This window comes from Kribbella ginsengisoli (assembly GCF_039537185.1).
In the GTDB taxonomy this organism is placed as follows: Bacteria; Actinomycetota; Actinomycetes; order Propionibacteriales; family Kribbellaceae; genus Kribbella; species Kribbella koreensis.
The window spans coordinates 1-12078 of the sequence record NZ_BAABAA010000024.1; the positions used below are offsets into that span (position 1 = coordinate 1).

13 protein-coding genes are annotated in these 12078 nt (G+C 68.2%); 8 read left to right on the forward strand and 5 right to left on the reverse strand.

Annotated elements, in window-relative coordinates:
• Positions 1–357, reverse strand: a 357-nt coding sequence (locus ABD768_RS41520; RefSeq protein ID WP_344850285.1) for a hypothetical protein, incomplete at its 3' end; no start/stop codon positions are given.
• Between the two features lie 304 nt (positions 358–661).
• On the opposite strand from ABD768_RS41520, the gene ABD768_RS41525 reads away from it, so the two are divergent.
• From ABD768_RS41525 to ABD768_RS41535, 3 genes are all read left to right on the forward strand, one after another.
• On the forward strand, positions 662–1003 hold the full coding sequence (locus ABD768_RS41525) for a hypothetical protein (protein ID WP_344850286.1): 342 nt from the start codon (positions 662–664) through the stop codon (positions 1001–1003).
• A 244-nt stretch (positions 1004–1247) separates the two neighbouring features.
• Positions 1248–1445, forward strand: a complete 198-nt coding sequence (locus tag ABD768_RS41530; RefSeq protein WP_344850288.1) for a hypothetical protein — start codon at positions 1248–1250, stop codon at positions 1443–1445.
• Between the two features lie 1487 nt (positions 1446–2932).
• A complete protein-coding gene (locus ABD768_RS41535; protein ID WP_344850290.1) occupies positions 2933–4531 on the forward strand; it encodes an ABC-F family ATP-binding cassette domain-containing protein in 1599 nt (532 codons plus the stop codon).
• Positions 4532–4639: 108 nt separating this feature from the next.
• Here ABD768_RS41535 and ABD768_RS41540 read toward each other — a convergent pair whose 3' ends face one another.
• On the reverse strand, positions 4640–6010 hold the full coding sequence (locus ABD768_RS41540; protein WP_343973972.1) for a carbohydrate-binding protein: 1371 nt from the start codon (positions 6008–6010) through the stop codon (positions 4640–4642).
• 90 nt (positions 6011–6100) lie between these two features.
• Complete coding sequence (locus ABD768_RS41545) at positions 6101–6925, reverse strand: alpha/beta hydrolase family protein (RefSeq protein ID WP_344850294.1); 825 nt, start codon at positions 6923–6925, stop codon at positions 6101–6103.
• 99 nt (positions 6926–7024) lie between these two features.
• Between ABD768_RS41545 and ABD768_RS41550 the strand changes: the two genes are divergently transcribed.
• The 5 genes from ABD768_RS41550 to ABD768_RS41570 all read left to right on the forward strand — a co-directional run bounded on the left by ABD768_RS41550 (position 7025) and on the right by ABD768_RS41570 (position 10655).
• Positions 7025–7549: a CGNR zinc finger domain-containing protein gene (locus tag ABD768_RS41550; RefSeq protein WP_343973978.1), complete on the forward strand. Its 525-nt coding sequence runs from the start codon at positions 7025–7027 to the stop codon at positions 7547–7549.
• A gap of 205 nt (positions 7550–7754) precedes the next feature.
• On the forward strand, positions 7755–8243 hold the full coding sequence (locus tag ABD768_RS41555; RefSeq protein ID WP_343973981.1) for a hypothetical protein: 489 nt from the start codon (positions 7755–7757) through the stop codon (positions 8241–8243).
• A 101-nt stretch (positions 8244–8344) separates the two neighbouring features.
• Positions 8345–9505, forward strand: coding sequence for a sensor histidine kinase (locus tag ABD768_RS41560; RefSeq protein ID WP_344850297.1), 1161 nt, complete (start codon positions 8345–8347; stop codon positions 9503–9505).
• The gene (locus tag ABD768_RS41565) at positions 9502–10137 is read left to right on the forward strand and encodes a response regulator (RefSeq protein WP_343973987.1); all 636 of its coding nucleotides are present in this window, start codon (positions 9502–9504) and stop codon (positions 10135–10137) included. The genes ABD768_RS41560 and ABD768_RS41565 overlap by 4 nt, the downstream gene beginning before the upstream one ends.
• A gap of 8 nt (positions 10138–10145) precedes the next feature.
• Positions 10146–10655, forward strand: coding sequence for a GNAT family N-acetyltransferase (locus tag ABD768_RS41570; RefSeq protein ID WP_344850299.1), 510 nt, complete (start codon positions 10146–10148; stop codon positions 10653–10655).
• On the opposite strand, the gene ABD768_RS41575 is transcribed toward ABD768_RS41570, so the two are convergent.
• Positions 10609–11655 carry a cation diffusion facilitator family transporter gene (locus ABD768_RS41575; protein ID WP_344850301.1) on the reverse strand — a complete coding sequence of 349 codons (1047 nt, stop codon included), beginning with the start codon at positions 11653–11655 and terminating at the stop codon, positions 10609–10611. The genes ABD768_RS41570 and ABD768_RS41575 overlap by 47 nt on opposite strands.
• Positions 11652–12062: an ArsR/SmtB family transcription factor gene (locus ABD768_RS41580; RefSeq protein ID WP_344850303.1), complete on the reverse strand. Its 411-nt coding sequence runs from the start codon at positions 12060–12062 to the stop codon at positions 11652–11654. The genes ABD768_RS41575 and ABD768_RS41580 overlap by 4 nt, the downstream gene beginning before the upstream one ends.
• Positions 12063–12078 lie beyond the last annotated feature (16 nt).

Genomic DNA, 12078 nt, shown 5'->3' on the forward strand with positions numbered 1-12078 from the left:
CATCAGCTGGCAAGACGGCGGAGTCACCAGCCTCACCAACCTCGTCCTGCTCTGCCGCGTCGACCACAACTCACTCCACGACGGCCACTGGACCATCACCATCATCAACAACCAGGTCCAGGTGACCCGCCCCACCTGGGCCAACCCACCACCCCGAAACACCAGCCGAAAACCCGACCAGCCCAGCACTGCCGCCACCGCACCCGCGCCGACGGCCACTACCCCCTGGCCGCCATCGATCACAACAGCTGACCGACCACCCACAGCGACCACCACCGCCCCCTTACCGCCACCATCCACCACGGACACCCAGCCACCATCCGACACGGACAGCCGAGCACCATCCACCACGGACACCCAGCCACCATCCGACACGGACAGCCGAGCACCATCCGGCACGGGCGCCCGGCCACCATCGGGCACGGACGACCTGCCACCATCCGGCACGGATAGTCGAGCACCATCCGGCGCGGACGCCCTGCCACCATCCGGCGCGGACGGCCTGCCACCATCCGGCACGGACGGCCGACCACCGAGGGCGACGGACAGCTGGCCAGCGGCGGCGACGGATGCTGACCCCTGGGGGTCATTGGCTGGTGCGGTGGTGGGTGGAAGTACCGATCCCATGCCAGCAAATACACCCATCCAGCCCGTAGCTACCGTGACGACCTCGGGTTCTGCTCATGTACCGGGAGCGAACTGGCCCTACGACGGCGATGCCGCCTGGATCACCACCGAGGAGACGGCAGCGCTCGACCCGTGGTGCGACAACCTCAAGAGCCCAGGAACCTCGCGCTCCAGCTCCAGCTCCAGCTCCAGCTCCGGACCCGAGCGCGAGCGCGAGCGCGAGCCCGAGCCCGAGCCCGAGCCCGAGCCCGACCGCGAGGCCGAGCAGACGACTATCCCCACACGCGATGGACTCAGCGCTGCTCCGTGGACCACGCCCGAAGAAGCGGCCGTTCTTGACCCGTGGGGTGACAGGCCCGGGGGTGCGGTGGCTTGATGTGGAGCCAGGTCCAGCGCGCCGAGGCCCGAAAGGTGCAGGCAAGACAATGCTGCTCGCTTGGTCTCGGCCGGCTGGTAGGGCTTTGCGGGTCGGTCCGGTATCGCCGACACAACGCAGAGGGTGGTCTGGGCACCGAGGCAGGTGTGCTCGCGACGGCCGGCGTCTGGTGTGCCGTGCCCGAGCCGTGCCCGTGCCCGAGCCGTGCCCGTGCCCGAGCCGTGCCCGAGCCCGAGCCGTGCCCGTGCCCGAGCCCGTGCCCGAGCCCGTGCCCGAGCCCGTGCCCGAGCGCGAGGCCGAGCCCCAGCCCGAGTGCGAGCGCGAGGCCGAGCCGACGGCTATTCCCGCACGCGATGGACTCACCGGTGCTCCGTGGACCACGCTCGAAGAAGCAGCCGCTCTCGACCGGTGGGGCGAGATGTCTGAGGGTGAGGTGGCTTGAGGTCGGGCCCCGTCCGATGCCTCTTGGCGTTGGACGACGACCTCTGGCCCCTAACCGGCGGTGCCCGGGGTATTCAGCGCAGACGGCCGCTTCACCCGGACTCGCCACCCGAGACAACCGATGCTGCGGCTTGGTCGCTAAAGCTAGCCGCCGCTTCCGATACGGCAATGCCTGAAGCAGTGGCCGCTCTCGATCCCGGGGTTATGGGGCCGGGGGTGCGGTGGCTTGATGGCAGGCCCGTCCGACGCCACTCGACGGAGGGCGGCGAGCTCTGGTGGGTGAGAAGGCCGACCATGGTGCGCTGATCACCGGCGACCTCACTGGTGGCGCTTCGGGTGTTCAGCACCGACAGCCCCTCACCCGGATTCGCCACCTGAGACACGCAGTGCTGCGCCTTGGTTGTTAGCGATCGGCGCCGCCTCGGATACGGCGCATTTGGTGGTGGAGGGGTCTAGTGATGCCAAGCTGGCTGGAGCGGCTGCGCGGCCGGAGCGGCGGCGGTGGCTTCGAGTTCTGCTCACGTACCGGGACAGAACTAGCCCCAGGCCAGTGATGGCGGCTGCATCACCGTCGAGGAGACGGCTGCGCTCGGTGCCTGGCGCGACAACACCACGAGCGCAGTCACTCCACGCTCCAGGCCCGTGCTCGGACCTCAGCCCGAGCGCCGAGCCCCGATCCTGAGTGCGAGCCCGTGCGCGTGCCTGAGCCTGAGTGCGAGCCCGAGCCCGAGCCCTGAGCCTGAGTGCGAGCCCGAGCCCGAGCCCGAGCCCGAGCCTGAGCCTCAGCGCGAGCCCGTGCCCGGGCCTGAGCCTGAGCCTGAGCCTGAGCCTGAGGTGACAGTTGTGTCCACGCGTGCCCGCGCGGGTGCTCGGTCAGTTGGTTCCCGACGGTGAGGTGGACAGGCTGGGGGTGACCGACTTACTGACGCACCCCGTGGGCCACCCTCGATGATCGCTTGCTGGATGGTGAATCGCGCCGACATCGGTGGGACCGCGACGAAGTGGACGTTCTCGGCCCGCGGGGTGACAGGCCCGGGCGACGCGGTCTGGGCTTGGGTCTGCCGGTGCCAGTCGAGCATCACGCCGACGTCGGCGGTTTGAGGCCTTGGTGGGTGGTTGGCGTCGGTCGATTCGGATGGGGCGGTGGGGCGCTACTCGGGTTGTAGCGGAGGAGGACCGTGCGCTGGTTGATGGCGGTGGCTTCGAGCAGGTCAGGTCTGGGGGCTCGAAGATGGGTTTCCCTGGGGGCGAGTTGTCGGCGATTTGTGGTCGAACGGTTCGGCCGAGATGAGGCTGAGGCCGCCGGTTCCCCGGCGGTGATGTTGTCGCCGGTGACGCATTGCTGAGCGATCGCCAAGGGGAAAATCGGCTGACGTATGCCGGGGGTGCGACCTACTCTGGAGGCATGGCTACTTGCCTCTGTGTCTAGCTGCGGACTCGCTTTCACGCCAGGAGTCTGTCCAGTAGTCATCACAGAAAGTAGTCACCATGATCACCGTTCGCGGTGTGGATATTCGTGTCGGGGCACAGTTGTTGCTGGCCGGCCTTTCGTTTCATGTCAGTCCGGGGGATCGGGTCGGTCTGGTCGGGCGTAATGGGGCCGGTAAGACGTCGTTGATGAAGGTGCTGGCCGGGGAGGATCGGCCGGCGGCGGGGACGATTACGGCCACTGGGTCGGTGGGGTATTTGCCGCAGGATCCGCGGGCGGCCGATCCCGCAGTCAGTGTGACCGCGCGCATTTTGTCTGCTCGGGGGCTGGACCTTGTGGTGCAGAGGTTGCGGAAGGCTGAAGTCGCCATGAGCACCGCTACCGGCGAGGAGCAGGAGCGGGCAATGGCGGCGTACGCGCGTGCCGAGGCGCAGTTTCAGGCGGCCGGTGGGTATGCGGCGGAGGGTGAGGCGGCGCGGTTGGCGGCTGGGGTTGGGTTGCCGACGCGGGCGCTCGAGCAGCCGGTCGGGGAACTGTCGGGTGGGCAGCGGCGGCGGGTTGAGTTGGCTCGGGTTTTGTTCGCTGAGCACGAGACCTTGTTGCTGGATGAGCCGACCAACCACTTGGATGCCGATTCGGTGGGGTGGCTCCGGTCGTTTCTGCTCGGGTACTCCGGAGGGCTCGTCGTGATCAGCCACGACCGCGACCTGCTCGCCGCGACGGTCAACCGTGTGTTCCACCTCGACCCGCACCGGACGACGATCGACATCCACAACACCGGCTGGAAGAAGTACCTCACCCAGTTGGAGCTCGACGAACGCCGTCGTACCCGCGAACGCCACACCGCCGAGCGCAAAGCCGCTGTCCTCAACGCCCAAGCCGACAAGATGCGCGCCGGCGCATCGACCGCGATGGCCGCCAAGAACATGGCCAGGCGCGCCGAGAAGCTCCTCACCGACCTCGAGCCGGTACGCCGTACAGCCCGAGTAGCCAAAATCCGCCTACCCGACCCGGTCCCCTCCGGCCGCACCCCACTCACTGCCAGCGGGCTGACCAAGTCGTACGGCGCATTGCAGGTGCTCAACGGTGTCGACCTGGCCGTCGATCGCGGCAGCCGACTGGTCATCCTCGGCCTCAACGGCGCGGGCAAGACGACCCTGCTCCGCATCCTGGCCGGCCGGGAACAACCCGACAGCGGCCAGGTGGTGCACGGTCATGGGCTGCGACTCGGCTACTTCGCGCAGGAGCACGACACGCTCGACCTGGCCAGTACGGTCCGGCAGAACCTCTCGACCGTCGCACCCGCCCTGACCGACGGCGAGGTCCGCAACGTCCTCGGCTCGTTCCTCTTCACCGGGGACGACGCGGACAAGCCTGCCGGCGTACTGTCCGGCGGCGAGAAGACCCGGCTGGCGCTGGCCGGCCTGGTCCACTCCGGCGCCAACGTCCTGCTCCTCGACGAACCGACCAACAACCTGGACCCGGCGTCCCGCGGCGAAGTACTAGGTGCTGTCAGCAACTACCCCGGCGCCATCATCATGGTCACCCACGACGAGGGTGCGATAGAGGCGTTGAGGCCGGACCGGGTCCTGATCCTGCCGGACGCCACCGAGGACCTCTGGACCGACGACTACCTCGAGTTGGTGTCACTCGCCTAGCCCAAAATGAAGGTGTCACTCACCTAGCCCAAAGTGAAGGTGTCACTCGCCTGGCCGAAGACACACAGAGGGCCCGCGCCGACCAGAGGCGCGGGCCCTCACCAAACCTCAGCGACCTTGGAGAGACTTCACGTTGTCGCCGAAGGTCCAGTTCTTCGAGCCGTCCCAGTTGATCGACCAGGTCATCAGACCCTTGAGCTGCCCGTTGAAGCTGTTCCACGACTGCGATACCAGCGACGGAGCCATGTACCCGCCACCCGCGCCGTTCTGCGCCGGCAGCCCAGGCACCTGCTTGTCGTACGGCACGCGGATCGTCACGCCCTGAACGACCAGCCCGGTGTTGAGGCAGGTCGTCTGGGCGACGAAGCCCTGCACGGTTCCCGCGGAGTACGAGTCGCCCGAGCAGCCGTACATGCTGCCGTTGTAGTACTGCATGTTCAGCCACCACAGCCGGCCGTTGTCGGCGTACTTCTTGATGATCGGCAGGTACGAACCCCAGATCGACCCGTAGGTGACGCTGCCGCCGGTCACGTACGCCGTCTCCGGCGCCATCGTCAGCCCGAAGTTCGACGGCATCTGCGCGAGCACCCCGTCGATGATCCGGATCAGGTTGGCCTGCGAGGTGGAGAGCTGGCTGATGTTGCCGCTGCCGGTGAGGCCGGTCTCGATGTCGATGTCGATGCCGTCGAAGTTGTACTTCTTCAGCAGCGGCACCACGGTCGCCACGAACTTGTCGGCGACGGCCGACGAGCTCAGGTCGATCCCGGCGGCAGCACCACCGATCGACATCAGGATCGTCTGCCCGGCAGCCTTCGCCGCGCACATCTCAGCCGGGGTGGCGACCTTCACGCCCGCGTCCATGCCGTCTTCCCACTTCACCGTGCCGTCGGACAGGATCACCGGGAACGCCGCGTTGATCACGTTGTACCCGTGCTGCGCGATCCGGGAGTCGGTGATCGGCGTCCAGCCGAACGGCGGGTGGACGCCGTTGGACGAGCCGTCCCAGTTCTCCCAGTAGCCGTGCAGCACCTTCCCGGCCGGCCGCGACTTCACCGGGCAGGTCGTCGACCCAGGCGGCGGCGTAGTAGGCGGGGTAGTGGGTGGCGTCGTCGGCGGAGTGGTCGGAGGTGTCGTAGGAGGGGTGGTAGGCGGCGTTGTGGGCGGCGTGGTCGGGGGAGTGGTCGGCGGCGCGCCATCACAGGCGCCGAGGTCGAGCCACAGGGAGGCAGCCGCGACCGGGTTCCAGCCAGAGCCCGGCGGCGCGGTGTGCGCCTGCCGGGCCTGGTACGTCCTGTTCTGGTAGGTCACCTGGGCACCGACGGCATAGGCGACTCCCTCGGCCCACGCGGGCGCAGTACAAGCCGCCTGTACCGCGGCCTGAGCCGACTGGCCGGCTTGGACCGCCACCACTCCGGCCCCGGTCAGGAGTAACCCCGTAGTGATGGCACCCGCGAGCAAACTGCCGAGCCGTCGGTTCATGGCCACTCCGATCTAATACGCAAGGACCTTTCTTTTAGTCACGGTAGGGGCTGGGCCGACTGCCTGCTACGACATGTCGGAAACCCGCCATCAGCGCAGGCCGAGCTCGGCGCCGACCCAGGCGAGCCGGTCTTCCTTGGCCTGCTGGGTGAGGAAGTGGTCGGACTTCTCGTAGAGGCTGACCTTCGCGCCCGGCTTCGCCGCGCTGAAGGCGGTCCGTACCTCCGGCGTGACGAAGATGTCGCGGCCGGCCCACTGGAAGTAGACGTCGTGAGCGCGTGCGACATTGTCGACCGGATCGAGGCCGGCGAAGACCTTGCGGTAGGCAACGGCCTGGTCGGGCTCGAGCCCCAGCCAGTAGGTGTCGAACCAGTTGGCCCAGGTGGCGTCGCCCGCCATGAAGACCATCGCGTGGGCGCGTTTGCCGATCAGCGACGCATACATTGCGCCGTAGTCGTGCCCGATGACGGCAGTACGCCGTGAGTCGACCCCATCCTGGGCAAGCAGTGCCTGGTACGCCGCCTCGACCGCCGCGAGCTGATCCGTCACCTTCACCCGATCCGTCTTGTCGCCGATCGGATCGCCGGCCCACGGGAACGTGAGCTGCGGCAGGATCGCGACCGCGCCCTTGCTCGCCAGCGCGATCGCCTCGGACAGGAACTCGGTCCGGTTCTGCGTCGAGCTCGGCGGCTCGAACCAGTGCAGGTAGAGCGCCCCCGCCAGCTGCTGATGCTTCTTCGCCACCGGCCTGACCAGGTACGCCGTGACCGGCGCCTGCCCGTGCACCGGGATCTGGATGTCCGTCACCACCACCGGCTGCGGCTTGCTCGAATCAGTCACCGCCGACGACGCCCCGGCCGCTGCCACCCCCAGCAGCAAGGCCCCGATCATCGTCGCCACCGCGAGTCTTCTCATCGCTCACCCCTCCCAATCCATCAGTTGATAAACTCTATTAACAACTGACGACCGTAGAGCGGCTGGGCCGGACGGTCAAGACGGTGGAGGATGTGCGGAATGAGCAGCGTGCCGGCGACCGACCCCTGGCTGGGGTTCGTGCTGGACCTCTGCAACACGTACGACCTGCTCGAGGACCCGCCCGACCAGCTGACCATCCCGCTCGTCACCCGCATCGCTGCCCGTCACGAGCTGGCCGATCCCGGGCTCACCGACGCCGACCTCGAGCCGGTGCGCGGCGTGCGCGACCGCCTCTACCGGGTCTTCGCCGAGGCGGAGAGCGACGCGCAGTACGGCGTACTCAACGAAATCTTCACCCGGTACGGCGCAACGCCACGCCTGGTCCCCGGCCCGCGCCTTGCGGCGACAGGTGGCGGCGATGCCGTCGCGCGACTGGCCGTGTCAGCAGCCGATGCCTTGGCCCGGGCAGTCGCGGATGGAGCTGCCGACCGGCTCCGGACCTGCGCCGGCGACCCCTGCCGCTGCGTCTACGTCGACCGCACCAAGGCCAACCGCCGCCGCTACTGCTGCGAACTCTGCAACGACCGAATGGCCTCCGCCGCCTACCGCAGCCGCAAGGGGTAGGGCGACCCAACCCGGTCGGCCCGACCCCCACCTCGGGGCACCAACGGGCGGCCGTCTCAACCCACGGGTTGAGAGCGGAGATCCATCCGGGTCACACCTGAGGACCGACGTACCAGCGACCGATTCCGACGACTCTGGAGACATCCAGAAAGTGTCATCCAGAAGGGCGCCGGAACCCACCGGCCATCGTCGGAAGGACAGTGCAATGTCGGTCAACCTCCTGCTGGGCATCCTGATCGGGATCCTGGTCGTGGTCCGCGTGATGGGCCGTCAGCTGCTTGGCTCGATGGTGACCCAGCGGTCGCTGGTGGTGATGCCGCTGGTCCTCGTGATCGTCGGTCTGCTGTCGGCCCGCGACGCTTTCACCACCGCCTCGCCCGGTGAGCTGGCCTTCTTCGTCTTCGACGTCGCCGTGCTGATCCTGATCGGCTTCGCCCGTGGCGCCAGCACCAAGCTGACGGTCCGCGACGGCGGCCTGCACCAGAAGGGCACCGCCGCGACCTTGGGACTGTGGCTGCTGACCATCGGCATCCGCGTCGGCGCCGGCTTCGCCGGTGCGGCGATGGGCCTCAACGGTTCCCTCACCACCGCGGCCCTCCTGCTGACCTTCGGCCTGAGCATCGCGGCCCAGAACGTCGCCGTCTACCTCCGCGCCCAGCGCCTGCACATCCCACTGGCAGCCGAACGGGCATGATGTTGCCCATGACCGTCCCGGCCCGATCGACCCCCGAACGCCCTGCGGGCACACGGGGGCCCCAGGCGGATCGCCGCGGCACCTCGAGGACGGTGCCGCGGTTGCTTTCTGCCGGCCGGCAGGCGGCCGTCGACATCTGGAGATCACCCGGCTTCACTACGTTGCTGCGGCTGGTTCCGGCGGTGCTGGTGATCGTGGCGGTGACCGTCGCCTGGGATTCACCCGAGGACCGGAAGTTGCCCTGGGCCCTCATCTTGGTACTGGCGGCGATCATCGTCGTCGGCGCCTTCGTGATCATCCGGTTCGACGAGAGATCGACCGAACGCACCGCCGGACTCCTGGTGTTCGTGGTGGTGGGATCGCTGCTCTGGTACGCCCTGCCGAACAGCGTGCTGATCGTCCTGCCGTTCTGGGCGGTCCGGGCCGCCGTGAGGTATCACCGGCCAGGGCGTGGCGAGACGGTTGTCATCTTGCTCGGCATCGCCGGCGCCAGCCTGCCGTCCTTCGCGGCGACGGGTTCGCTGAGCGGCGCGATCGGTATCGCGGTCGGCGTTATCGCCCTGCTGCTGGCCTCCACCAACCGCCGTGCCCGGGAGGAGCAGCTGGACGAGTTGCAGGTGTCGCTCGCCCGCAAGCAGGCGGCGATCGAGGAGCACAGCCGGGCGGCCGCGTTGGCCGAGCGGGCAAGGATCGCTCGCGACGTGCACGACGTACTGGCGCATTCGCTGGCCGGGTTGTCGCTCAATCTGCAAGGCGCGCGGCTGATGCTGGTGCGGGATGGTGCGTCGGAGGAGGCGATCGAGCAGGTGACCCGGGCGCAAGGGCTGGCGGCTGATGGGTTGGCCGAGGCCCGTCGAGCGGTGGCGACGTTGCGGGAGGATTCGGTGCCCGACGCTAGGGCGATGGCCGATCTCGTGACGGCGTACAGGTTGGAGGTGGGGAGCGAGGCAACCTTCGACATCGAGGGGCAGTCACGCGAGCTTCGGCCCGAGGCGATGGCGGCGCTTTATCGCGCGTTGCAAGAGGCTCTGACGAACACCCGCAAGCATGCGCCGGGAGCCCCGATCAATGTCGTACTCCGGTACGCCGATGCCCGCACCGTCCTCACGGTCGCCGACCACCCCGGCAGGCCGCCCGCCCGGGCCGTCACCGGGGGCTACGGTTTGCTCGGGATGCGCGAACGCGCCGAACTGATCGGCGGCACCCTCGAGGTCGGACCGACGAACGACGGATGGCGGGTTGAGCTGGTGGTGCCGGGATGAGTGATCTGCGGGTGGTGGTCGCCGATGACCAGACGGTGGTGCGGGACGGGCTGGTGACGTTGTTGCGGTTGTTGCCGGGGATTGATGTGGTCGCCGCCGGGTCGGATGGGGTGGAGGCGGTTGAGCTCGTTGCGGAGTACAAGCCGGATGTCTTGCTGGTGGACCTGCGGATGCCGCGCTGCGACGGGGTGGAGGCGACGCGGCGGGTGCGCACGGAGTACCCGGGGACTGAGGTGGTCGTGCTGACGACCTACAGCGATGACGATTCGGTGCTCGGGGCTTTGAAGGCCGGTGCGCGAGGGTTCCTCACGAAGGACGCCGACGCGGAGTCGATCGGCCGGGCGTTGCATGCGGCCGCGGCGGGGCAGTCGATCATCGACGGCGAGGTGCAGCGACGGTTGATCGAGGCAACGACCGCCGTACCGGTGCCGCAGGAGTCGGACGGCCTCACCCCGCGCGAGCTGGACGTGTTGCGGCTGATCGCGGCCGGCCTGTCGAACACGGAGATCGCCCGCCGCCTGGTGGTCAGCGAGGCAACGGTCAAGACCCACATCAACCATCTCTTCGCGAAGGCCGGCCTGCGCGACCGGGCCCAAGCAGTCGCCTACGCCTATCGTCTCGGCCTTGGTTAGATGGTGAAGTGAAGATTCGGCGTGGTGAGCTCAGCGACGTACCGGCGGTGCTGGGGCTGCTCGACAAGGCGACGGAGTGGCTGGTTGCTGCCGGGCGGACCGATCAGTGGGGGACCGAGGCGCATTCGACCAATCCGCGGCGGATCGCGCAGATCGAGGAGTTCGCGTCGGGCGACGGGCTCTGGGTGGCCGAGCTTGATGGACGGGTGGTGGGCGCGCTGGCCGTGGGCGACGCCATGTCCTACGTCCCGCCGGCGACCGAGGCGGAGCTTTACATCCGGCTGTTGGTGACGGATCGCGCGTTGCAGGGCAGTGGCATCGGTACGGATCTGCTGGATCATGCGCGGATGCTCGCACGCGGTCTTGGCGTCGAACTGCTTCGTGTCGACTGCTTCGGCGGTGGCGACGGGGCTTTGATCCGGTACTACGAGAAGCAGGGGTTCACTCGCGCGGAGCCTTTCGGCGTACCGGTCAGTGACTCGGTATGGCCTGGTCAGGTGCTGTTCCAGCGCCTGTGATCTCGACCGGCCGATGGACGACGCCGTGCGCGTCGCTGCAGTGGGCATCCTGTACGTCGCCTGACGCGTGGTCGACCTGGAGCGTCGAGTGGGTCAGGTGATGCCGGTCAGCGAGCAGCGTCTCGATCTGGCTGCGGATCAGGTGGCAGTCGAGCCCTTCGCTGACCAGGATGTGCGCCGACGCGGCCGGCTCGCCCGACGTGATCTCCCAGACGTGCAGGTCGTGCACCTCGACCACACCCGGTACTGCGCACAGCTCGGCGCCCACAACAGCCGGGTCGATGCCTGCCGGGGCAGCCTCGAGGAAGATCCGCCCGGAGTCGCGAACCAGCCCGATGCCCGCCTTGAGCATCAGCGCGGCGACGATCAAGGCGGCGATCGCGTCCGCGCGGGCGAAGCCGGTGAGCAGGACGACGAGCCCGGCGATCGCGGTCGCGACGAAGGCGAAGAGGTCGTTGAGGATGTGCTGGAACGCGCCTTCGACGTTCAGGCTGGAGCGGTTCGCCTTGCTGATCAGCCAGGTGGCGATCAGGTTGACCACGATGCCGACGACGCCGGTGATCAGGACGAGCGCGCCCTGGACCTCTGGCGGGTGGATCATCCGGTTGACCGACTCGTACACGAAGAACGCGGCGAGCAGCAGCAGGGTGATCCCGTTGGCCTGCGCCGACAAGATCTCGACCCGCTTGAGCCCGTACGTGTAACCACCGGCCGGCGGCCGCGCCGACAGCCGAATAGCAATCAGCGCCAGCGCGATCGCCGCCGCGTCCGTGAGCATGTGCGCCGCGTCGGTGATCAGTGCCAGCGACCCAGCCGCAAACCCCACAATCACCTCAGCCGCCATGAACGCCAAAATCAGCGCCAGCGCCCCACCCAACAACTTCCGATCCGCATCAGCGCTGACCCCATGCCCATGCCCGTGGCCGTGTCCCGCAGCCTTACCCGGCGCAGTACCGTGCTCCGCCACGAGCCCCTCCGCCTTGCCGTGGTCGGCGCTCACTGGGTGCGCTCCGGGTGGATGGCGTCGGTGTGTTCGGTGTGGGCGACGGCGAGGTCGACGAGCATGCGGACGTGGGCATCGTCCAGCCGGTAGTACGCCATCCGGCCGTCCCGGCGTACCGAGACCACCCGGTGCGCCCGCAGCAAGCGCAGAGCGTGCGAGGTAGCGGACTCACTCATCCCCGTCACCGCGGCGAGGTCGCAGACGCACAACTCCCCGTCCAGCAACGCCACCAGCAACTTCAGCCGGCGCGGATCACCAAGCAGCCCGAACACGTCAGCCGTGTCGACCACATCGGCTTCAGAAGGCATCCTGGCGTGGACGGCCGCCACCCGCTCCGGATCGACCAGCCGGACATTGCAGCTGTCGATCACGGCAGGAGCTTGCACATCTGCAGAACTCTTCATATGTTCACTGTAGGCC

What these genes read in the sequence shown, in the direction of transcription:
- ABD768_RS41565 (WP_343973987.1), top strand. Translation starts at nt 9,502, where the DNA reads ATGAGTGATCTGCGGGTGGTGGTCGCCGATGACCAGACGGTGGTGCGG.
- ABD768_RS41545 (WP_344850294.1), bottom strand. Translation starts at nt 6,925, where the DNA reads ATGAGAAGACTCGCGGTGGCGACGATGATCGGGGCCTTGCTGCTGGGG.
- ABD768_RS41580 (WP_344850303.1), bottom strand. Translation starts at nt 12,062, where the DNA reads ATGAAGAGTTCTGCAGATGTGCAAGCTCCTGCCGTGATCGACAGCTGC.
- ABD768_RS41555 (WP_343973981.1), top strand. Translation starts at nt 7,755, where the DNA reads ATGTCGGTCAACCTCCTGCTGGGCATCCTGATCGGGATCCTGGTCGTG.
- ABD768_RS41535 (WP_344850290.1), top strand. Translation starts at nt 2,933, where the DNA reads ATGATCACCGTTCGCGGTGTGGATATTCGTGTCGGGGCACAGTTGTTG.
- ABD768_RS41550 (WP_343973978.1), top strand. Translation starts at nt 7,025, where the DNA reads ATGAGCAGCGTGCCGGCGACCGACCCCTGGCTGGGGTTCGTGCTGGAC.
- ABD768_RS41540 (WP_343973972.1), bottom strand. Translation starts at nt 6,010, where the DNA reads ATGAACCGACGGCTCGGCAGTTTGCTCGCGGGTGCCATCACTACGGGG.